The following is a 20,955-nucleotide window of genomic DNA, read 5'->3' as shown; positions in this document are numbered from 1 at the left end:
ACGCTTGCCCGACATCCGGACAGCGCAAACGAAAATAAGTGTAGCCGCCTGCGCCAGGCGAAAATTGAAGGAATTAAGAATATCTGCTCAGCGCGGCGTAAAGGATTTCCCGGTTCTGACACTATTCTGGCATGAATAGACCCCGGTGCGACTTTTTCATTTGCTACGCTTAAAGACAAACCTATCTCGTTTAACCAGGGAGAGCGCAATGAAACAACCTGCAACCCGTCAGCTGGGCGACAGCGGTATTACCGTTCCGCGCCTGACTTTTGGTGGTAACGTTTTTGGCTGGACAGTCGATGAGAAGACCTCCTTTTCACTGCTGGATGCGCTGGTCGAAAATGGCCTGTTTTTTATCGATACCGCGGATGTCTATTCCCGCTGGGTGCCGGGCAATCAGGGAGGTGAATCGGAAGCGATCATCGGCAAATGGTTAAAGCAGAGCGGCAAACGCGATCGCATCGTGCTGGCGACTAAAGTCGGCATGGAGCTGTCGCCGGAAAAAACCGGGCTGAAGCCTGCGTATATCCGCCAGGCGATAGAGGATTCCCTGCGCCGGCTGCAGACGGACGTGATCGATCTCTATCAGGCGCATCGCGATGATGAGCAGACGCCGCTGGCAGATACCCTGAAAGCGTTTGATTCCCTGATCAAAGAGGGCAAGGTACGCGCTATCGGCGCCTCAAATTACTCCGCAGCGCGTCTGCAGGAGGCGCTGGATGTCAGCAGCAAAGAGGGGCTGGCGCGCTATGAAACGCTGCAGCCGGAATATAACCTTTACGATCGCGAAGGGTATGAGAACGGCCTGGAGCAGGTGGCGGTGAAAAACGGTCTTGGCGTGATCAACTACTACTCGCTGGCGAGCGGCTTTCTCAGCGGCAAATATAAAAAGCCGCAGGATGCGGGTAAAAGCCCGCGCGGTCAGGGGATAGTGGAAAAATATCTCAATGAGCGCGGCAGCCGCATTATTGAGGCGCTGGAGGATATCGCTGCCTCACACGATGCGTCAGCCACGCAGGTGGCGCTGGCGTGGCAGATTGCGCGTCCCAGCATTACCGCGCCGATTGTCAGCGCAACATCGCTGGCGCAGCTGGATGAGCTGGTAAAAGCCACCCAGCTGGAGCTGAGCAAACAGGAAATTGAGGAGCTGGCGCGCGCCAGTCACCTCTGATCCCGCCCGGGGTGCTGCGGCACCCCGTATATTGATACAGGGCAATCAATAGTCACTGTCACACTTTGAATGTTTAAATCTTAGATATTCATCACAAATGCGCTAATCCACTGACTGAGCAGGCGTAAATCCACACGAAATTGCAAAACCCTGCTGCTGCCCGGCACTATCCTCTGCGCGGTTTTCCTTATAACTTTGCAGAAGATAACAACGATGAAAAAAATTTTTGCTTTGCACCCGCTGCCGCAGCTGGCTGCGGGCACGCTGATGCTGGCTATGTTCAGTTCTGCCGCCGTCGCGGCAGATGCGTTCAGCTACGATTCGCCCTGGATGCTGGGTGACTGGAACGGCAGCCGCACGCAGCTGGAGAGTGCCGGCGTGAAGTTTGACGTAAATTACACCATGGAGAGCGCCGCCAATCTTGGCGGCGGAGCAGACAGCCACACCTCAATGCGCTACAGCGATCAGTGGGCGTTTGGCGCGAATCTCGATCTGCAAAAGCTGCTCGACTGGCAGGATGCGCAGTTCCAGGTCACCGTCACTAATCGCGACGGGCGTAACATCTCCGATCAGGTAGCCGATCGCCGCACCGGCATGCTCTCCTCCGTGCAGGAGGTCTATGGCCGCGGCCAGACGTGGCGTCTGACACAGTTCTGGCTGAGCAAAGGGCTGTTTGACAACCGGGTTAATCTCAAGGCCGGACGGGTCACCGTGGGTGAAGATTTTGACAGCCTCGACAGCAGGTTTCAGAACCTTGCCTTTGGCAGCGGTCAGGCAGGCAACTGGCGCGGCGACCGCTGGTTTAACTGGCCGGTTTCACAGTGGGGCGGACGCCTGAAAGCGAATATCACGCCCGAACTCTTCTTCCAGGTCGGCTTTTATAACCAGAATCGCGCCAACTACGATCGCGGCGACGGTTTCCGCCTGGATACCCGTCATTCAGAAGGCAATCTGGTGCCGGTCGAGCTGGGCTGGAAACCGACCCTGGGCGCAGCGGGGCTGCCGGGCAACTATCGACTCGGCTATTACTACTCATCCGTAAACGGGGATAATTACGGCAGCTGGCGGGATGGGGGCTATCAGCGTCAGGAGCACGCTTATGGCGGCTACCTGCTGCTGCAGCAGCAGCTGACCGCGCAGGGCGGAGACGCCAGCCGCGGACTGGGGGTAACGGTGCAGGCGGTCATGAACGATCGTAAGACGTCGAAAACCGATAATTATCAGTCCATCAGTTTTACCTGGAAGGGGCCGCTTGATGCGCGTCCGCAGGATGAAATCGGTATTGGTGCCGCGCGTATTCACGTTAACAGCGCCTACAGCCGCGCCCTGCGCCAGCAGAACGCAGCCAGTGGTGAAACGCGCTTTGACAGCCCGGCTTATCTGCCGCTGCAGGCGGGATCGGAATACAACTATGAGATTTACTACAATGCGCAGCTGGCGAAGTGGCTGCAGCTGCGGCCTAACCTGCAGTATGTCGTGGCGCCGGGCGCGGTCGGAGAGGTAAAAGATGCCTTTGTCGGCGGCATCTCAGCCAATATCAACTTCTGACGGGCAGGGAGGAGGCGCAGGCTGCGCCTCCTGTTACGATCCGCTAGCGGAACATCACCTCTGCCCAGCGCGCCAGTCCGGCGGTCACCGAACCAAAGTCGTCGCCGCCGGCAATCGGGGTATCAGGCAGCGCCTGCTGCAGCGCCGCACGCAGCAGCGGCGAGCGTGCGCTGCCGCCAGTAAGATAGATCACGTCCGGTCGGGTCTCGCTGGTGGTCAGCGCCAGCTGTACCTGCTCCAGCATCCGCTCCAGCGGCTGGCTGATCGCCTCTTCCAGCTGCGTCGCGCTGATCTCCGCCTGCAGCGACTGCGCAATAAACGCCAGCGACGCATCCGTTTCCGCCTGCGCTGAGAGCGCAATTTTGCTCTCTTCAGCCGCGCGTACAAGCCGGTAGCTTAGCTTCTGCTGCCATACTTTGAGCAGATGCGCCACGCGGTTTCCCTCTTCTGCATCGCGCACCAGATCCTGCAGCAGCTTGCCGCAGGCGGCGGAGTAGAACTCGCTCTGTGCCGGAACGTCGTTAATTGCGACAGCGTTCCACCACGGCAGGGCGGGGAGCGCCGTGCCCTTGCGGGTGCTGCCGCCCAGACCCAGCAGCGGCATCAGCGTTTTAAACGCCAGCATGATATCGAGATCGTTGCCGCCGACGCGGCAGCCGCTGTGCCCCAGCAGGCTGGCGTGGCGGTCAGCTTTCTGGCGCCACTCCGGCCCCATCAGCAGCATGGAGCAGTCGGTGGTGCCGCCGCCGATATCGACCACAAGCACGCGCGTCTCTTTGTCCAGCGTGGCTTCAAAGTCCAGCCCGGCGGCCACCGGCTCAAACTGAAACTCAACGTCACGAAAGCCGGCGCGCTGTGCCGCACGCAGCAGGATCCCCTGCGCCTGCTGGTTGGCATCGTCACCGCCCAGCCCCTGAAAGTTGACCGGGCGACCGATAACCGCCTGGTTGATCTGCTGCCCGAGCTGCGCTTCACCCTGCTGGCGGATATGCAGCATCATGGCGCACACCAGATCTTCAAAAAATGCGATCTGCTGCGGCTTCAGGCCAGAGGCGCCCAAAAAGGATTTCGGTGATTTGACGAACCAGACATCTTCCGGCTCTGTCATATATTGCTGCAGCGCGGTCAGGCCAAACTGCACGCTGCCAGGGGTTATCTCGATATCTTCTTCGCGGTTGTAGCGCAGCGCGCGCTGCAGCAGGGCGGTGTTTTCGCTCGCGGGCGTGGGCACCTGATGGTGGCGATGCAGCCATTCGCTGATCGCCTCGCGCACCGGGGCGCAGATCATTGAGGGCAGCAGCGGCTGGTCATTTTCCAGCGCCAGCATCCGCGGCGTGCCGTTATCGCTTACTGCAATAGCGCAGTTCGCTGTGCCGTAGTCAAAACCGATATACATCTTATGCCCCATGCCAGAAAAAAAGGGGGCGACTTTAGCGCAGGCTGGTCATGCTGGCAATATGCAGTGCTTTATCTCTCTGCATCCTGATAAACCTGATACTGACCGCGCCCGGCATGTTTGGCGCTGTAGCAGGCGACATCGGCCTGCGACATCACCACATTGCTGAGGCAGTTGCGCGCATCAATCTGCGTGATGCCGGCGCTGGCACCCACCTGGTAAGGATGCGTTTTCCAGTAAAATGTATAGTTATTGACGACATTCACGATGCCCTGCACCAGATCGCGGATCTGATCGACCTCGCAGTGCGGCAGCAGGATGCCAAACTCATCGCCGCCGAGGCGCGCCAGCATATCGCTGCTGCGCAGCTGCTGCTGCATCAGCACCGCCAGCTCGCGCAGCAGCGCGTCCCCCGCCGCATGGCCGGCGGTATCGTTGACCGCTTTAAATTTATCCAGGTCGATAAACACCAGCACATGCGGCGTGCCGGTGACGGCCGCATCATTCACCAGCCGTTTCAGCCGATCTTCAAAGCTGGGCCGGTTAGGCAGCTGCGTCAGCATGTCGTGTGACGCGCTATAGCTCAGACGCTTCATGATCTGGCGCGATTCGCTGACATCCTGAATGACCATCACCACCCCAATAGTGCTGCCGGCCAGGGTTTTTAGCGGCGTAATACTGTAGTGGATCTCTATCTGCGCGCCTGCCAGCGTATGCAGCACCAGTCCCTCATCCAGCGCCGGAGAGATTTTTTCATCCGGCAGCGTGCAAAGCAGCAGATTGTCGATGCGCGGGCCGTCAGCGCCGCGCGTGATATTCAGCAGCTCGCCAAGCGGCGTGCCGGCCGCCTGCTCCTGCGGCCAGCCACTCAGGCTTTCAGCAACCGGGTTCATAAAGGTCACGCACATCTCATCGTCGGTGCTGATCACCGCTTCGCCAATCGAATCCAGGGTGATCGCCATACGCTCTTTTTCCTGGAACAGCGCGTCATTAAGGGTACGCAGTGAGGTGATATCCTGGCAGATCCCGAGCATGCGCTCGATCTGTCCATCCTGGCTCAGGATACGGTTCGCTTCTGAGCGAATAAACTGTACGCCGTGCGGCAGGTTGAGACGATACTCAAGATGAAAGGCCGAGCGGCGCTCAATCGCCTGCTGCACAATCAGCGCCAGGCTTTCGCGCTCGGCAGGATCGACCAGATGCAGCCAGAGGTCATACGTGGGTTTCTGCTGCGGATCCAGTGCAAACAACTCATACATGCGCTTGTCCCAGAGCATCTCCCCGGTTTTCAGGTTCCACTCCCAGACGCCGATGCCGCCCGCTTCATTGGCCAGCGTAATGCGCTCCATCAGCTGGCGGTTGCGCTGCTCGCTCTGCCGCAGCTCGGAGATATCGACAATCTGCGCGATAAAATAGAGCGGCTGCTGCTGCGCGTCGCGCACCATAGAGACGGTCAGACGCGACCAGACGATCTCGCCATCTTTGCGAAAATAGCGCTTTTCAAAGGTATAGGACATCAGGTCGCCCGCCAGCAGACGCTCCATCAGCTGCAGATCGCTGTGCAGATCGTCCGGATGGGTGATCTCCTGGAAGGTCAGCTGCGTCAGTTCATAGGCGCGATAACCCAGCGTACGGCAAAGTGACTGGTTCACCTGCTGCCACTTTCCGTTGGTGCCGACCAGCGCCATACCGATAGCAGAGTACTCCATCGCATTGCGGAAGCGCGCTTCACTCTCGGTGATATGGTTTTTCTCGCGCCGGAAGGCGTCCATGATCAGCGCCATGACATGGCTGGGCAGCAGCACCAGCAGAAAGGGCAGCCAGGCAGAGACCAGACCGGGCGAAGCGCCACTCTGTACCGGGTTGACCCAGTCCAGCGCCAGCAGCAGCGAAATGAAACTGGCATTAATAAAGCAGAGCAGGAACGCTTCAAATTTTGGCAGCCGGACCGCACACCAGAACAGGATCACCACGATAAAGGTAAACGGCCACGGCAGAAAGCGCAGGGAGAGATAGCTGGCGAGCAGGGTAACCAGCAGCGTCAGCAGGGTCTCCAGCTGGCGGCCCGGCGCGATCAGTTCACGCAGCGGCTTAGCGGGCCACAGCAGTACCACCGGACCAAACGCCAGCACGCCGATCACTTCCGAAATCACCCAGGTGGAGAAGAAGGGAAGCAGCGCCTGCTGATCCACCTGCAGCAGCCAGATCGCAATCAGCCCGCCCAGCAGAGGAGCCAGCAGGCCGGCGCAGAGCGCAAAGCGGATCCAGTCGGGCAGGGCGTTCAGCGGCGCGCGGCGGTTCAGCAGCAGACGCAGCATGCCGCCGGCCAGCAGCGCCTGTATCAGATTCAGAAGGGCAAATTTAGCATTGCTGAGCGCGGGACCAATAACCAGCAGATTTGCCAGCGCGGTGCCCGCGACGCAGCCCGCCAGCAGCAGCGGAATATGTTTTAGCGGCGCGCGGAAAACGACGCCGGTCATCAGCGCCGTTGAGTACCACAGCGGCGAAATACGACCGCTGACCACAATCAGCTCCAGACAAAACAGCGTAAGCAGAAAAGCCAGTATGCTCAGCGTAACGGCAGTCAGCCAGCGGCCTGGCGATTTATCCTGCGCGGTGACTATCTCAACAATCATGTACCAGTCCAGCAGCGCGCAACCCGGTATGGGGAAAATACGCCAGTCAGTTTCTGCCCTGCATGCTAGCACATTCAGACAGGATCTTTACGCTGAATTGGCTTAAGTCATGGCGCTGTCAGCGAAAAAGGTCGGCACGCTTAAACGGTTTTTCCAGTCCGGCGAGCTTGACCGACAGACGCTCCAGGAACTGCTGCGTGGTGGCGACGCGCCCGTGACTCATCAGCAGCAGCGGCACCAGGAAGGCGACGCCAACCTGCAGGGCGCTAAAGCCTTTCAATACCGTGCGGCGCTGGCTGATGAGAAACGCGCTGCTCAGGGTAAAACCGAGCAGCAGGCCCGCCAGCACTTCACTGACGGAGTGCGCATGAATAACCAGGCGGGAGAAACCCACCATCAGCGGGATCGCATACCCGATGGCGATCGTCACGGCGCGCCAGAAAGTGGACCAGCGCCCGGAGATCAGCCACATCATTACCGGCCAGAGCGTGGAGGACATCGCGCTGTGGCCGCTGAAGCCGGTGAAGTTAAAGCGTGCGCTGCCGATGCCAAAGCCAAGAAACATAATTTTAGACAGGCTGACCAGCAGCCCGGCGAGACCAAACGCCAGCAGCCAGTACCAGACGGTACGCTGACTGCTGCTTTTCCACGGCAGCACCAGGGCGATGATCACCGCGGTGGGGATCAGCAGCATGCTGTCGCCAAAATAGGTCAGTGTTCTCCAGCTCATATTTTTCCTTGCAGGGCTAACGGGCGACCCGCACAAACCGGGCGCGGGCAGCCCGACAGTCTATCGGTTCAGCGGCTGCCTGCCAAAAGGAGATTTTCTGAAAAAGGGCGCCGCCGCATTTACTCTGGCGTCAAACCGGCGAAATACCTATAATTGCCGCCACCAAACCCTCTCATTTGGCCCGTTGCTGCTTCGGCAGAGGCGTGCTCCCAGTTATCAGGTCTCAAAAAAGTATGACTGACAAGTCCCATCAGTGCGTGATCGTTGGCATCGCAGGTGCATCTGCATCCGGAAAAAGCCTTATTGCCAGCACGCTCTTTCGTGAAATCCGTGACCAGGTCGGTGACGAGCATATCGGTGTGATCCCCGAAGATGCCTACTATAAAGATCAAAGCCACCTCACCATGGAAGAGAGGGTAAAAACCAACTATGACCATCCGAGCGCGATGGATCACGATCTGCTGCTGCAGCATCTGCGTGCGATCAAGTCAGGACAGGATATCGATCTGCCGGTTTACAGCTATGTTGAACATACCCGCACCAGTGAAAGCATTCATCTGAAGCCAAAAAAAGTGATTATCCTTGAGGGCATTCTGCTGCTCACTGACGCGCGCCTGCGTCAGGAGATGAACTTCTCTATTTTTGTCGACACCCCGCTGGATATCTGTCTGATGCGCCGCATGAAGCGCGACGTGAATGAACGCGGTCGCTCTATGGATTCCGTCATGAATCAGTATCAGAAAACGGTCCGTCCGATGTTCCTGCAGTTTATCGAGCCTTCCAAACAGTACGCCGACATTATTGTGCCGCGCGGCGGTAAGAACCGTATCGCTATCGATATTCTCAAAGCGAAAATTAATCAGTATCTTTAATACGCTGTTTCGGCATGGATCGAATGCGTCAGGGCTGTCACCGTGCTGGCGGCCTTTCGCTACACTTTAATTAGGGAGTTTCTGCGATGAGATTATGCGATCGCGATATTGAAGCCTGGCTCGACAGCGGCAAGCTGGCCATTGAGCCGCGTCCGCCGGTGGAACGCATTAACGGCGCCACGGTGGATGTGCGGCTGGGTAACGGGTTTCGTACCTTCAGCGGCCATACTGCCGCCTTTATCGATCTGAGCGGACCCAAGCAGGCGGTAAGCGCCGCGCTGGATCGGGTGATGAGTGACGAGATTGTATTACCGGATGGCGAAGCGTTTTTCCTGCATCCGGGTGAGCTGGCGCTGGCGGTGACGCTGGAGTCGGTGACCATTCCGGACGATCTGGTTGGCTGGCTGGATGGACGTTCTTCCCTGGCACGACTAGGGTTAATGGTTCACGTTACGGCACACCGCATCGATCCGGGCTGGCAGGGGCGTATCGTGCTGGAGTTTTACAACTCCGGCAAGCTGCCGCTGGCGCTGCGTCCCGGTATGCTGATTGGAGCGCTGAGCTTTGAACCGCTGTCGGGCCCGGCCGCGCGTCCCTATAACCGGCGTGAAGATGCAAAATATCGCGGTCAGCAGGGTGCTGACGCCAGCCGTATCGATAAAGATTAATCGCTGTACCCGCGCCCGGGCAGGGCTGACGAGGCGCGGATCATCACATTGAGGATGCAATGAGAAGATTGATAACCACGCTGGCCATCCTGTTAGTGGTAGTGGTGGCAGGGATGGCCGCACTGGTACTACTGGTTAACCCCAACGACTTTCGCGCCTACATGGTAAAACAGGTAGAGCAGCGCAGTGGTTATCAGCTGGTCACGGGCAGCGATTTGCGCTGGCACGTCTGGCCTCAGCTCAGCATTCTTTCCGGACGTATGAGCCTCACCGCACCCGGTGCCAGCCAGCCGCTGGTGACCGCCGAAAATATGCGGCTGGACGTCGACCTCTGGCCGCTGCTCACGCATCAGCTCAGCGTCAGTCAGGTAATGCTGAAAAACGCGATTATCCGCGCCACGCCGGAGAGCGCGCCGCAGAAGCCTGGCGGCGCCCCCATCGGCCCTGGCGACAGCGAGCCGGCATTAGCCGCCTCACAGAGCTGGAGCCTGGCCATTGCGAAACTGCGCGTGGCTGACAGCCTGCTTATCTGGCAGCAGCCGGGCGGGGAAGAGTACAACTTCCGCAATCTTAATCTGAGCCTGGATCAGGACAGCCGCAAACAGAACCACATTGAGCTGAGCACGCGCCTGTCGCGTAACCAGCGCAATCTCAGCGTTAATCTGCAGGGCGAGATGGATGTCTCACGCTATCCGCATCAGGTCAGCGGCGAGCTGGCGCAGCTTGATTATGCGCTGGATGGCGCGAACCTGCCGGTGCAGGGAATTAAAGGCGCGCTGAGCGGAAAAGCGATATGGAATGCCGATAAACAGCAGTTCTCGCTGGCCGATATGCAGCTTACTGCCAATGACAGTACGCTGCAGGGCAGCGCGGAAGGACGCATTGCAATGCCGCAGCAGCTGCGCCTGGCGCTGCATGCAACCTCGCTAAACATCGATAACCTCGCCGTCAGTACGCCGGTCAGCAGCGGCAGCGGGACCGTGCAGGCCGCGCCGGTGCAGCCGCCGGTCATTGCGGAACCGGTACTGCGCAATAACGCCGATTCACCGCTTAATACGCTCGATCTGCAGCTTGCCCTGAAGGCGGACCAGAGCCAGTGGCGCGGGCTGACGCTCAGTAACCTGCAGATCGACGCCAGCAATCAGCAGGGTCTGATGACGCTCAGCCGGTTACAGGGCCGGCTGGGTGACGGTCATTTCTCGCTGCCGGGTCAGATTGATATCCGGCAGCCGGTTACCCGGGCTGCGTTTCAGCCTGAACTGGAGAATATTGCGATTGCCCCTCTGCTGAAAGCGCTGGCGCTGCCCGCTGCGCTTGAGGGGACGCTATCGCTGCAGGGTAAGGTGAGTGGAGCCGGGCTGAGTGTAGAAGAGGCGAAGCAGAACTGGCAGGGCAGTGCCGATCTTGAGGCCACCAATCTGCAGCTTACGCAGCTTAATCTGCAACAGATGGTACGCCGCGCCGTCGCGCGCGCCAGTAGTGAGGTCACCAACGATCAGCCTGATAGCCAGGGCATACAGCAGCTGGCGGGCCATATCAGCCTGCAGCAGGGAAAAGTAGCGTTTACCGATCTGCAGGGCGGCAGCAGCCAGCTGGCGCTTCAGACGCGCGGAACCGTTGACGTTGTGCAACAGCAGCTGGATGTCACCATCAATATGATGCTGCGCGGCTGGAAAGGGGACGAGCGTCTGGCAAAAGTCCTGAATCAGCAGCCCATTCCGCTCCGTATGTATGGTCGCTGGGACAAACTGCAATATTCGCTGCCGATAGATGATGTTGTGCGCCAGCAGCTGCAGAGCGAAGCAAAATCGCGTCTTAATCAGTGGCTCGATCGCCACCCGTCAGGGGCGCATTAATACGGCAGGTGCGCGTTAACCACCAGGGGCGCATCAACACGGCTGGGTCGCATAAACACGCCAGGGGCGCCTTAATGCGCCCCCTACGGTTTTGTAGGGGCGTCGTTTACGGCGCCCGAATGCCGGGTTGTGGATTCACCAGGGGCGCATTAATGCGCCCCCTACGTTTACAGGGACGCTGCTACGGCGCTTCTGATAAAGGATGCGGCATAATTTCCACTTTCTGCACCCGATGATTCTCCACCTGCAGCGCGCGCAGCAGGTAATCTCCTATCCGCAGCTCTTCACCCTCTTCGGGGACATGCTGCAGCGTGTCCATCAGCAGGCCGGCCAGCGTGTGATAATCGCGTTTATCATTTACCGGCAGCGCGACATAGAGCGCCAGATCGTCCAGCGGCATATGCCCGTTTGCGATCCAGCCTCCCTGCGGGCCGGGTTCAATATCGTAGCGCGCATCCAGCTCCTCTCCTTCATTAGGCAGATTACCGGCGATCGTCTCCATCACGTCGCTCAGCGTCACCACGCCTTCGACGGAGCCAAACTCATCGACAATAAAGGCAAAATGCGTGCGCGCCTGGCGAAACTGCTCCAGCGCCTGCAGCAGCGTTACCCGTTCCGGAAACACCAGCGGCTGACGGATCAGCGCGCGCAGATCAAGGGAATCACTGTGCAGCGACTGATGCAGCAGATCGATAACGTGCACCACCCCCAGCGGATCGCGGCCATTTTCCGTCACCAGAATACGCGTGTGCTGATTGCGATCGAGCTTCGCCATAATCTCTTCAGGCGCTTCACTTAAATCAACCGATTCCACATCGTGCCGGGAGGTCATAATGGTGTTGATCTGCCGCTGCGCCAGCCCCAGCACCCGGGCGATCATCAGCCGCTCCTGACGATTAAACAGAGCGCCTTCATCGCTATGGCTCAGCAGCGAGGCCGTATCCGCATCCAGTTCAGCACGCTGCGCCTCTCCGCGCAGAATGCGCAGGACCGCTTCGGCCGTGCGCTGGCGTAGCGGACGGCCGGCTGACAAAAAGCGGCGGCGATTAAAGCTCGCCAGCTGATTGAGCATTTCAATCAGAATAGAGAAACCGATAGCGGCGTAGAGATACCCTTTGGGAATAACAAAGCCAAACCCCTCTGCAACCAGGCTGAAGCCAATCATCAGCAGAAAGCTCAGGCAGAGGATTACAATCGTGGGATGACTATTCACAAAACGTGTCAGCGGCTTGCTGGCGAGCAGCATAAGCAGAATAGCAATGGTGACCGCGGCCATCATTACCGGCAGCTCATTGACCATGCCCACTGCTGTGATGACGGCGTCGAGGGAGAAAATGGCATCCAGCACCACGATCTGCGCCACCACCGGCCAAAATTTAGCGCCGTTCTTATTTTGACCACCCTCATCGTCACCCCCTTCGAGTCGCGCATTTAGCTCAGTGGTCGCTTTATAGAGCAGGAAAATACCGCCCAGCAGCAGCAGCAGATCGCGTGCGCTGAAGCTATGCTGCCAGAGGGTGAGCAGAGGCTGTGTCAGCGTGACCAGCCATGAAAGCGAGGCCAGCAGCCCGAGGCGGGTCAGCAGCGCCAGCATCAGGCCAATCACGCGCGCCCGGTCGCGCAGCAGCGGCGGAAGCTTTTCGACCAGAATGGCAATAAACACCAGGTTATCAATGCCCAGCACCAGTTCCAGAATGATTAGCGTTACTAATCCCGCCCAGAGCGACGGATCAAGGATCCACTCCCACATACTCATGTCACCGTAATGTCTCAAAATGGGTTTAATCTGATGATAGTGAATGGCCGGAAACAGGGCAAAACCCTGCCGACCCTGCTGGTATAAGGTTATACGTGTCAATCGGGAAAATGTTTAGAGTGCAGCAGGCAAAATAAGCAAAATGTATGGATTAAGAATGCAGGAGGAGGGGCGTCGCGCACAATTAATTGTTATGCCAGGTGGTGAGGTTTGCCGCGTACATTTTACCAATCGTATATCCGAATAATTCTGAATTTTCACCGCTGATTGCGCGGCAGATGTGGCGTCATTACTAATGGCTGGTAGTCTTTTTCCTAAAATAGCACAGGGGGCACGGGCCCTACTTGTAAACAAGCCAGTAATAACTAGTATAGCAACGTGTCAGTAAATGTCTGCGCCAATCTGGTTAATAGCGCAGGGTAATGCATTTTAAAGTTGTGAATTGTGAACCTGCACGATCCTGCCAGGAGTTATCCTGGAAAAATGGTTAAAAAAGCGCAAAACAGGATGAGCAGGCGGTATTGGCAGCGACAGCCAGGGGCGGTAGCGTGCCTGAACCGGCTTAAACAGGAAATGAACTGTCTGGTGTAGCGGCAATGGAACTCAGACTAATCCGTTGGTATTTATCACAATTTTCTGGCGAAAAGCAATAGAGAATTGACCTAAATACCGGGGAGTTCGCCGCAGTTTGCTCAACAGGCTCCGACTGAGTATCGCTCATTTATTACACAGGCCTGTAGCGTTAGGGATTAGGGAAATAAAATAAAAGAGTTAAATATGCGCGATAACGAATTTACATATAAAAGTCTTCTGACCAAATTTTTACTGGCGTGCTCAGATTTAATTTGTTTTAACGCGGCGTTGTTTATTGCACTCGCCCTGATTAATTCATTATCTGACTCGCCACTGGCTGATATCTCTGAAAAAGATCTCAATTTAAAAATTGCTACTCACATCTGTCTGTCAATTATCTGTACGGGCTGGTTCTGGGTTCGTCTGCGCCATTACACTTACCGCAAACCTTTCTGGTTTGAGCTGAAAGAGATATTTCGTACCGTGTTTATTTTCTCGGTTATCGATTTGTCTATTTCTGCATTATCGCAGTGGCAGATGTCGCGTTTTGTCTGGGTACTCACCTGGATTCTGGCGCTGATCCTGATCCCGGTGGCGCGTGCCGTTTCCAAACGGGTACTGAACCATTTTGGTATGTGGAAAAAGCAGACCATCATCATTGGCAGCAGCCGTAACGCACAGGAAGCCTGGCAGGCGCTGCAGAGTGAAGAGGTGATGGGCTTTGACGTTATCGCCTTCTTTGATGTCGACGGCAGCTGTCCGCAGGCCAGCATTTCCGGCGTACCGGTACTGCATAACGAAGCTGAGCTCTGGCAGTTAACCAACAGCGAAACGCAGTTTATCGTTGCGGTTGAGTCTGAACAGAGTCAGCATCGCGATCTGTGGCTGAAAAACCTGGCTATGCACAATTGCCGTTCAGTCTCCGTTATTCCGACGCTGCGTGGTGTACCGCTCTATGGTACGGATATGGCCTATATCTTCAGCCACGAAGTGATGATTCTGCGTGTAAACAATAACCTGGCGAAGCGTACCTCGCGCTTCCTCAAGCGCGCGTTCGATATCGTTGGTGCGCTCGGTATTATCGTGGCGCTGTCGCCGGCGCTGCTGGTCCTCGGCTTTATGGTTGGCCGCGATGGCGGACCGCCGATTTACGGTCACGAACGCGTCGGTATGAACGGACGTAAGTTTAAATGCCTGAAGTTCCGCTCAATGGTGATTAACTCCAAAGAAGTGCTGGAGGAGGTGCTGCGCACCGATCCGGTTGCGCGAGCGGAGTGGGATAAAGATTTCAAACTGAAAAACGACCCGCGTATTACCAAAGTCGGCCATTTTATCCGTAAAACCAGTCTGGATGAGCTGCCGCAGCTGTGGAACGTGGTGCGTGGTGACATGAGCCTTGTCGGGCCGCGTCCGGTGATTGAAGATGAACTCTGCCGTTATGCCGGGGATGTAGATTACTACCTGATGGCGAAGCCAGGCATGACGGGATTGTGGCAGGTCAGCGGTCGTAACGACGTTGACTACGAAACACGCGTCTATTTCGACTCGTGGTATGTCAAAAACTGGTCGCTGTGGAATGACATCGCGATTCTGTTTAAGACAGTCGGCGTAGTGCTTAAGCGCGACGGCGCATATTGATAGACAGCGAAGGCGGGGGAGGGTATCTCTCTCGCTGAATAACTGCCGGTGCTGGGAGTCTTGTTATCTGAACACTGCCATTATCGAGCCTGATTAAAGCGGAGAGGTTGTTGAGCTGCACTATTCCGCTTTAATTGATGTCGTCCGGGGGCACGGTGACAACATAAAAACCAAGGGAGCAATGATAATGACCCACAGTTTCAGTGTTTAACCCGTTAAATTAAATTTTTGTAAGACGCTTACACAGCGGCGTTTTCGCCTCTATCAATCATTAACTGATAGCGAATAACCAGATGATAATGAAAACTAAATTGATACCTTTACTGGTATCCGCAACTTTTCTCTCCGGGTGCACCATTGAACCAGGTTCGCACCTTACGACCAGCGGAAAAGATGTCATTGAGCAACAGGATAGCAACTTTGACATCGATAAATACGTAAACGTCTTCCCGATGACTCCTCGTCTGGTTGAACAGATGCGTCCTAAGCCACTGGTTGCACAGGCTAACCCACAGCTGCAGAACGAGATTCAGAGCTACGAATACCGCATCGGCGTGGGCGACGTGCTGAATGTCACCGTCTGGGATCACCCGGAGCTGACGACCCCGGCCGGCCAGTATCGCAGCGCCAGCGACACCGGCAACTGGGTACAGGCTGACGGTACGATTTTCTATCCGTACATCGGCAAGGTACGCGTTGCGGGTCGCACCGTAACGGAAGTGCGTGCTGAGATTGCGCGCCGTCTGGCGCAGTACATTGAAAGCCCGCAGGTAGATGTTAACCTGGCGTCTTTCCGCTCGCAGAAAGCGTATATCACCGGTTCAGTGACCACTTCCGGTCAGCAGCCTATCACCAACGTGCCGCTTACCGTGCTGGATGCGGTTAACGCCGCGGGCGGCCTGGCTGCTGATGCTGACTGGCGCAACGTCGTGCTGACGCACAACGGCCGCGAGCAGCGTATTTCGCTGCAGGCGCTGATGCAAAATGGCGACCTCAGCCAGAACCATCTGCTCTATCCGGGCGACATTCTTTACGTTCCGCGTAATGACGACCTGAAAGTCTTTGTGATGGGTGAAGTGCGTCAGCAGGCTACGCTGAAGATGGATCGCAGCGGCATGACGCTGGCAGAAGCACTGGGCAACGCGCAGGGTATGGATCAGACCACCTCTGATGCAACCGGCGTGTTCGTTATCCGTCCGATTCGCGGCGCGAACCGCACCAAAATCGCCAACATCTATCAGTTGAATACCAAGGATGCGGCGTCAATGGTGATGGGTACGGAGTTCCAGCTGGAACCGTATGACATCGTCTACGTCACCGCGACACCGATTACCCGCTGGAACCGCGTTATCTCCGGACTGCTGCCGACCATCGTAGGTATCGACGATGCAAGCTCGTCAGCGCTGCGCTTCCGCAACTGGTCGAACTAAGGTTTTACCATGATTAAGTCAGTGTTAGTGGTCTGTGTGGGTAACATCTGCCGTTCGCCAACCGCCGAGCGGCTGCTGAAGCGTGCACTGCCGCAAACGCGCGTGGCCTCGGCGGGCCTGGGTGCCCTGGAAGGGTACCCGGCCGATAAGATGGCCAGTGAGGTTGCCGCTGAACATGGCCTCTCGCTCGACGGACATCAGGCGCAGCAGTTAACGGCAGAGATGTGCCGTGACTTCGACCTGATTCTGGTGATGGAGAAGCGCCACATTGAGCAGGTCAACCGCATCGATCCCGCCGCGCGCGGAAAAACGATGCTGCTGGGGCACTGGCTTAATCAACAGGAAATTGCGGACCCGTACCGAAAGAGCCGTGAGGCCTTCGACGCTGTGTACGGGTTACTGGACAACGCAACCCAGAAATGGGTCAACGTATTAAGCCGATAGTTGGGATTATCCATGAATATTAAAAACAAGGTCATGACCGCGCCAAAAGAAGATTCGAATGGATGGGATCTGGCGCATCTTGTGGGACAGCTGGTTGATCACCGCTGGATCATTGTTGCCGTTACCGCCTTCTTTATGCTGGTGGCAACGCTCTACACACTGTTTGCGACGCCAATCTATAGCGCAGACGCCATGGTTCAGGTTGAGCAGAAGAACACCGCTTCGGTGCTGAACGACCTGACCGACGTTCTACCAGCCATGCCGGCATCCGATACCGAGATTCAGATCCTTGAATCCCGTATGGTTATCGGTAAAACCGTTCAGGACCTGGGCCTGGACAGCGTGGTGCAGCAGCACTACTTCCCGGTTATCGGTAAAGGCCTGTCGCGCCTGATGGGTAACAAGCCAGGCCAGATCGCTATCTCACGCCTGGAAATCCCGCGCAGCATCGATAAGCGTACCGTTGAGCTGGAAGTAACCGGTGCAGATACCTATACCGTAAGCAGCGACGGCGACGAGCTGTTCAAGGGCCGCGTGGGTCAGCTGGAGCAGCATGGCGAAGTCACTATGCTGGTCAGCGGTATTCAGGCGGATGAAGGCACGACCTTCAGCGTCACGAAACTGACCGACCTGCAGGCGATTAAAACCGTTCTGGGCGCGCTGACCGTAGCCGATAAAGGCAAAAGCACCGGCGTACTGGGCCTTGAGTATCGTGATGAAGATCCGGAGCAGGCGAGTCGTGTCCTGAACCAGATCGTCAACAACTACCTGCTGCAGAACGTTGAGCGTAAATCTGAACAGGCGGAAAAGAGCCTGCAGTTCCTGCGCAATCAGCTGCCTCAGGTGCGCGCCAAGCTGGATGATGCGGAAGATAAGCTGAACACCTTCCGTCGTCAGAACGCGTCAGTGGATATGTCGCTGGAAGCCAAATCCGCTCTGGATACCTCTGTCAGCGTGCAGAGCCAGCTGAACGAGCTGACCTTCCGTGAAGCGGAAGTATCGCAGCTGTTCACCAAAGATCACCCGACCTACCGCGCGCTGCTGGATAAACGCAAAACGCTGGAAGCGGAGCAGGCTCAGCTGAACAAGCGCATCTCCTCTATGCCGCAGACGCAGCAGGAGATCCTGCGACTGACGCGTGACGTACAGTCCGGTCAGGAGATCTACATGCAGCTGCTGAACCGTCAGCAGGAGCTGGGGATCAGCAAGGCGAGCACCGTAGGTGATGTGCGTATCATCGATAACGCTGAAACGGCCGGTAGCCCGGTTGCACCGAAGAAAACGCTGATTGTACTGGCTGGTCTGATTCTCGGTCTGGTGCTCTCGGTTGGTCTGGTGCTGCTGAAAGCGCTGTTCCATCACGGTATCGACAATCCTGAGCAGCTGGAAGAGCTGGGCATGAACGTCTACGCCAGCGTCCCGCTCTCTGAGTGGCAGCGCAAGAAAGATACCGAAGCCCTGGCGCGTCGTGGTCACAAAGAGAAGAGCGATCCGCACAATACGCTGCTGGCGCTGGGTAACCCGACTGACCTCTCCATCGAAGCGATTCGCAGCCTGCGTACCAGCCTGCACTTTGCGATGATGGAAGCGAAGAACAACATCCTGATGATCACCGGCGCCAGCCCGGGCATTGGTAAAACCTTTGTCTGTGCCAACCTGGCAACCCTGGTCGCCAAAGCGGGTCAGCGCGTACTGTTTATCGATGGTGATATGCGTCGCGGCTATACCCATGAGCTGCTGGGTGCGGATAACAAGCAGGGCCTCTCTAACGTCCTTTCCGGCAAGACTGAGTTCTCTCCGGCGATGATTCAGCGCGGCGTCTACGGCTTTGATTTCCTGCCACGCGGTCAGGTGCCACCTAACCCGTCTGAACTGCTGATGCATCGTCGTATGGGTGAGCTGCTGGAGTGGGCGAGCAAGAACTATGATCTGGTGCTGATCGATACCCCACCAATTCTGGCGGTTACCGATGCATCCATCATTGGTAAGCTGGCTGGAACGTCGCTGATGGTTGCACGCTTTGAGACCAACACCACGAAAGAACTGGATGTCAGCTACAAGCGCTTTGCGCAGAACGGCATCGAGATCAAGGGCGTGATCCTCAACGCCGTGGTACGCAAAGCGTCAAACGCCTACGGTTATGGCTACGACTACTACAACTACGAGTACGGCAAAGAAGCCAAAAGCTAAATAACACCTTCACGGGGCGGTTTATCCGCCCCGTTTTTATGGTGAAGAATAGCGGCTTACCGCAGGGCAGGGGCTTTTCAGCCTCACCCTCTTTTTGGTGCGTTTTGCACCGCAAAACAGACACACAGCACAATCTTTGGTATTTCCGTAATGGTACGCGGCATCCTCAGAAGAAAGAGTAATAACGGTATGATTTTTCGGAATAAAACCGATTTCTTTCCATGGCCTGCTCGCGCTACCGTTGGATCTGGAACAGCTGTTTAAGAGGTGCTGGCAATGCAGGACATTCGCTTCTCAATCGTTATTCCGGCGTATAACGCGTCGAAATCGATTATCACCACGCTCGACTGCGTTAAAGCGCAAAGCTATCGTAATTTTGAAGTCATCATTGTGGATGACAAATCAGCTGATGCGGCCGAGCTGGCGCAGGTGGTGCAGGGTGAGCGCTATCAGGAGCTGACAATTAAGCTGGAGCTCTCTGAGGTCAAACTCAACGGCGCCGGCGCCCGTAACAAAGGTATTGAACTGGCTGAAGGCGACTTTATCAGCTTCCTCGATGCGGATGATGAGTGGCACCCGAACAAACTTGCAGAGGTACGCGACACCATTGCGCGTCTGGAAGCGCAGGGGCGGTCACGCTACGTCATTTTCAGCCAGGTCAATATCCACCAGGATGGCCACTTTCTGAAAGTGATGCCGATGCAGGCGCCGGGCAAAAATGAGACCGTCGCTGAATATCTGTTTGGCTGCTACGGCTTTATCCAGACCAGTACCATCGTGCTGAAGCGCGAGGATGCGCTGAAAATCCAGTTCGATACGCGCTACATCCGCCATCAGGATTACGATTTCTGCATCCGCGCCGATCGCATGGGCTACGAGTTTGTGATGATTGCCAAACCGCTGGCAACCTATCACCTGGTGACCAAATTTGGCTCTAAGCATAAAGGGGAGTCGGTGAAATACTCCTACTTCTGGCTGGATAGCATGAAGCCGCATCTGACGACGCGAGACGTCCATACCTATAAGGCATTTAAACTGCCGCTGCGCTACAAGATGGACGGTAAATCGCTGCAGGCGAGCCTGAGCTTTGCCCGCTACTTTTTCCTGACCAACCGCGACAACCGCGCCTACTTTATGAATCGCCTGAAGGATAAGGTGAAATCGCGGTTTGGCGGCAGAAAAGCGGTCTCCTGACACACATTCACTTGCTCCCTGCGCGGGAGCAATTTTTTTGGTTCCTGACACTCCGGGCAATAAAAATGACAAATCATGTTGGCACCATCGGTATTGTGATGCCGATGTATAACGCACGTAAAACGGTACTGCGCGCGGTAGAGTCGATTGTTAAACAGACCTACAGCGACTGGCATCTCTATCTGGTTAACGACACCTCCACGGATGACTCTCTGGCCCTGGTGCGTGAGCACTGCCAGGATGCGCGCATTACTATCCTCAGCAATGAGGTTAACCAGGGCGCAGCAGAAACGCGCAACGTCGGACTGCGTGCTGCCAGCGAAGAGATCATCGCGTTTCTCGACAGCGATGATGAGTGGCACGCTGAGAAGCTGGCTGAGCAGGCTGCCGCCATTGCCGCCGGTGATGACTTCGTTATTACCCACTACCACTATAAAACGCAGAGCGCCGAACACGATATCACCTGGGGCAAACCGTACCTGCAGCAGGATAATTTCGTGAAGAAGCAGTATCGCGTCTGCTTTTCATCCGTCTGCTTCCGTCGTCCGCCGCAGGGGATCTTCTTCCAGCGCAAAGGGCATGAAGACTTTCTTTTCCTGTATGAGCTCTTCTCCCGCTACAAACAGGCGCGGGTGATCCGCAAAACGCTGGTGAACTATTACGAGCTGGGTGATTCGCTGTCGCGCAACAAAAATAAAGCGGCGAAATGGCACCTGGAATTATTAAGAATTATCTACAAAAACAACCCATTAAAAGTCTATTACTATTACACCTGGTATATGGTGAATGGCGTCCTTTTCGCCCTGAAGCATCGCTGAAATCCGCATGTTTGCGTGCAGTCATGCAGCCAGTA

At 56.4% G+C, this 20,955-nt stretch carries 15 protein-coding genes; 11 read left to right on the top strand and 4 right to left on the bottom strand.

What is annotated here, in order from left to right:
• The first annotated feature begins 208 nt into the window (after window positions 1-208).
• Window positions 209-1,171, top strand: a complete 963-nt coding sequence (locus F3J39_RS06905; protein WP_166713999.1) for an aldo/keto reductase — start codon at window positions 209-211, stop codon at window positions 1,169-1,171.
• Window positions 1,172-1,384: 213 nt separating this feature from the next.
• Complete coding sequence (locus tag F3J39_RS06900; protein WP_166713998.1) at window positions 1,385-2,719, top strand: carbohydrate porin; 1,335 nt, start codon at window positions 1,385-1,387, stop codon at window positions 2,717-2,719.
• Between the two features lie 43 nt (window positions 2,720-2,762).
• Here F3J39_RS06900 and yegD read toward each other — a convergent pair whose 3' ends face one another.
• The 3 genes from yegD to F3J39_RS06885 all read right to left on the bottom strand — a co-directional run bounded on the left by yegD (window position 2,763) and on the right by F3J39_RS06885 (window position 7,481).
• The gene (yegD, locus tag F3J39_RS06895; RefSeq protein ID WP_104085196.1) at window positions 2,763-4,115 is read right to left on the bottom strand and encodes a molecular chaperone; all 1,353 of its coding nucleotides are present in this window, start codon (window positions 4,113-4,115) and stop codon (window positions 2,763-2,765) included.
• A 71-nt stretch (window positions 4,116-4,186) separates the two neighbouring features.
• Complete coding sequence (locus F3J39_RS06890) at window positions 4,187-6,751, bottom strand: diguanylate cyclase (RefSeq protein ID WP_104085195.1); 2,565 nt, start codon at window positions 6,749-6,751, stop codon at window positions 4,187-4,189.
• A gap of 118 nt (window positions 6,752-6,869) precedes the next feature.
• The gene (locus F3J39_RS06885; protein ID WP_150016466.1) at window positions 6,870-7,481 is read right to left on the bottom strand and encodes a phosphatase PAP2 family protein; all 612 of its coding nucleotides are present in this window, start codon (window positions 7,479-7,481) and stop codon (window positions 6,870-6,872) included.
• A gap of 233 nt (window positions 7,482-7,714) precedes the next feature.
• On the opposite strand from F3J39_RS06885, the gene udk reads away from it, so the two are divergent.
• From udk to asmA, 3 genes are all read left to right on the top strand, one after another.
• A complete protein-coding gene (gene udk, locus F3J39_RS06880; protein ID WP_039385396.1) occupies window positions 7,715-8,353 on the top strand; it encodes a uridine kinase in 639 nt (212 codons plus the stop codon).
• Window positions 8,354-8,439: 86 nt separating this feature from the next.
• Window positions 8,440-9,021, top strand: coding sequence for a dCTP deaminase (dcd, locus tag F3J39_RS06875; protein WP_039385394.1), 582 nt, complete (start codon window positions 8,440-8,442; stop codon window positions 9,019-9,021).
• 59 nt (window positions 9,022-9,080) lie between these two features.
• Window positions 9,081-10,877: an outer membrane assembly protein AsmA gene (asmA, locus tag F3J39_RS06870; protein WP_166713997.1), complete on the top strand. Its 1,797-nt coding sequence runs from the start codon at window positions 9,081-9,083 to the stop codon at window positions 10,875-10,877.
• A 181-nt stretch (window positions 10,878-11,058) separates the two neighbouring features.
• Here asmA and F3J39_RS06865 read toward each other — a convergent pair whose 3' ends face one another.
• Complete coding sequence (locus F3J39_RS06865) at window positions 11,059-12,627, bottom strand: TerC family protein (RefSeq protein ID WP_108569531.1); 1,569 nt, start codon at window positions 12,625-12,627, stop codon at window positions 11,059-11,061.
• A gap of 783 nt (window positions 12,628-13,410) precedes the next feature.
• Here F3J39_RS06865 and wbaP point away from each other — a divergent pair.
• The 6 genes from wbaP (at window position 13,411) to F3J39_RS06835 (ending at window position 20,920) form a co-directional block, all read left to right on the top strand.
• Complete coding sequence (gene wbaP, locus F3J39_RS06860; RefSeq protein WP_039385388.1) at window positions 13,411-14,844, top strand: undecaprenyl-phosphate galactose phosphotransferase WbaP; 1,434 nt, start codon at window positions 13,411-13,413, stop codon at window positions 14,842-14,844.
• 299 nt (window positions 14,845-15,143) lie between these two features.
• Window positions 15,144-16,274 carry a polysaccharide export protein gene (locus F3J39_RS06855; RefSeq protein ID WP_199181677.1) on the top strand — a complete coding sequence of 377 codons (1,131 nt, stop codon included), beginning with the start codon at window positions 15,144-15,146 and terminating at the stop codon, window positions 16,272-16,274.
• A 9-nt stretch (window positions 16,275-16,283) separates the two neighbouring features.
• Window positions 16,284-16,718 carry a protein-tyrosine-phosphatase gene (locus tag F3J39_RS06850; RefSeq protein ID WP_039385385.1) on the top strand — a complete coding sequence of 145 codons (435 nt, stop codon included), beginning with the start codon at window positions 16,284-16,286 and terminating at the stop codon, window positions 16,716-16,718.
• A gap of 12 nt (window positions 16,719-16,730) precedes the next feature.
• On the top strand, window positions 16,731-18,908 hold the full coding sequence (wzc, locus tag F3J39_RS06845; protein ID WP_039385383.1) for a tyrosine-protein kinase Wzc: 2,178 nt from the start codon (window positions 16,731-16,733) through the stop codon (window positions 18,906-18,908).
• Window positions 18,909-19,184: 276 nt separating this feature from the next.
• Complete coding sequence (locus F3J39_RS06840; protein WP_094111749.1) at window positions 19,185-20,102, top strand: glycosyltransferase family 2 protein; 918 nt, start codon at window positions 19,185-19,187, stop codon at window positions 20,100-20,102.
• A gap of 65 nt (window positions 20,103-20,167) precedes the next feature.
• Window positions 20,168-20,920, top strand: a complete 753-nt coding sequence (locus F3J39_RS06835; protein ID WP_104085192.1) for a glycosyltransferase family 2 protein — start codon at window positions 20,168-20,170, stop codon at window positions 20,918-20,920.
• Window positions 20,921-20,955: the final 35 nt, after the last annotated feature.

Source organism: Pantoea sp. Acro-807 (assembly GCF_011752675.1).
GTDB classification, from domain to species: Bacteria; Pseudomonadota; Gammaproteobacteria; order Enterobacterales; family Enterobacteriaceae; genus Pantoea; species Pantoea eucrina.
The sequence above is the reverse complement of the archived record's forward strand: the minus strand, read 5'-3'. Positions and strand labels throughout refer to the sequence as shown.

Coding starts and splice junctions, on each gene's coding strand:
- F3J39_RS06905 (WP_166713999.1), top strand. CDS start 209: ATGAAACAACCTGCAACCCGTCAGCTGGGCGACAGCGGTATTACCGTT.
- F3J39_RS06900 (WP_166713998.1), top strand. CDS start 1,385: ATGAAAAAAATTTTTGCTTTGCACCCGCTGCCGCAGCTGGCTGCGGGC.
- yegD (WP_104085196.1), bottom strand. CDS start 4,115: ATGTATATCGGTTTTGACTACGGCACAGCGAACTGCGCTATTGCAGTA.
- F3J39_RS06890 (WP_104085195.1), bottom strand. CDS start 6,751: ATGATTGTTGAGATAGTCACCGCGCAGGATAAATCGCCAGGCCGCTGG.
- F3J39_RS06885 (WP_150016466.1), bottom strand. CDS start 7,481: ATGAGCTGGAGAACACTGACCTATTTTGGCGACAGCATGCTGCTGATC.
- udk (WP_039385396.1), top strand. CDS start 7,715: ATGACTGACAAGTCCCATCAGTGCGTGATCGTTGGCATCGCAGGTGCA.
- dcd (WP_039385394.1), top strand. CDS start 8,440: ATGAGATTATGCGATCGCGATATTGAAGCCTGGCTCGACAGCGGCAAG.
- asmA (WP_166713997.1), top strand. CDS start 9,081: ATGAGAAGATTGATAACCACGCTGGCCATCCTGTTAGTGGTAGTGGTG.
- F3J39_RS06865 (WP_108569531.1), bottom strand. CDS start 12,627: ATGTGGGAGTGGATCCTTGATCCGTCGCTCTGGGCGGGATTAGTAACG.
- wbaP (WP_039385388.1), top strand. CDS start 13,411: ATGCGCGATAACGAATTTACATATAAAAGTCTTCTGACCAAATTTTTA.
- F3J39_RS06855 (WP_199181677.1), top strand. CDS start 15,144: ATGAAAACTAAATTGATACCTTTACTGGTATCCGCAACTTTTCTCTCC.
- F3J39_RS06850 (WP_039385385.1), top strand. CDS start 16,284: ATGATTAAGTCAGTGTTAGTGGTCTGTGTGGGTAACATCTGCCGTTCG.
- wzc (WP_039385383.1), top strand. CDS start 16,731: ATGAATATTAAAAACAAGGTCATGACCGCGCCAAAAGAAGATTCGAAT.
- F3J39_RS06840 (WP_094111749.1), top strand. CDS start 19,185: ATGCAGGACATTCGCTTCTCAATCGTTATTCCGGCGTATAACGCGTCG.
- F3J39_RS06835 (WP_104085192.1), top strand. CDS start 20,168: ATGACAAATCATGTTGGCACCATCGGTATTGTGATGCCGATGTATAAC.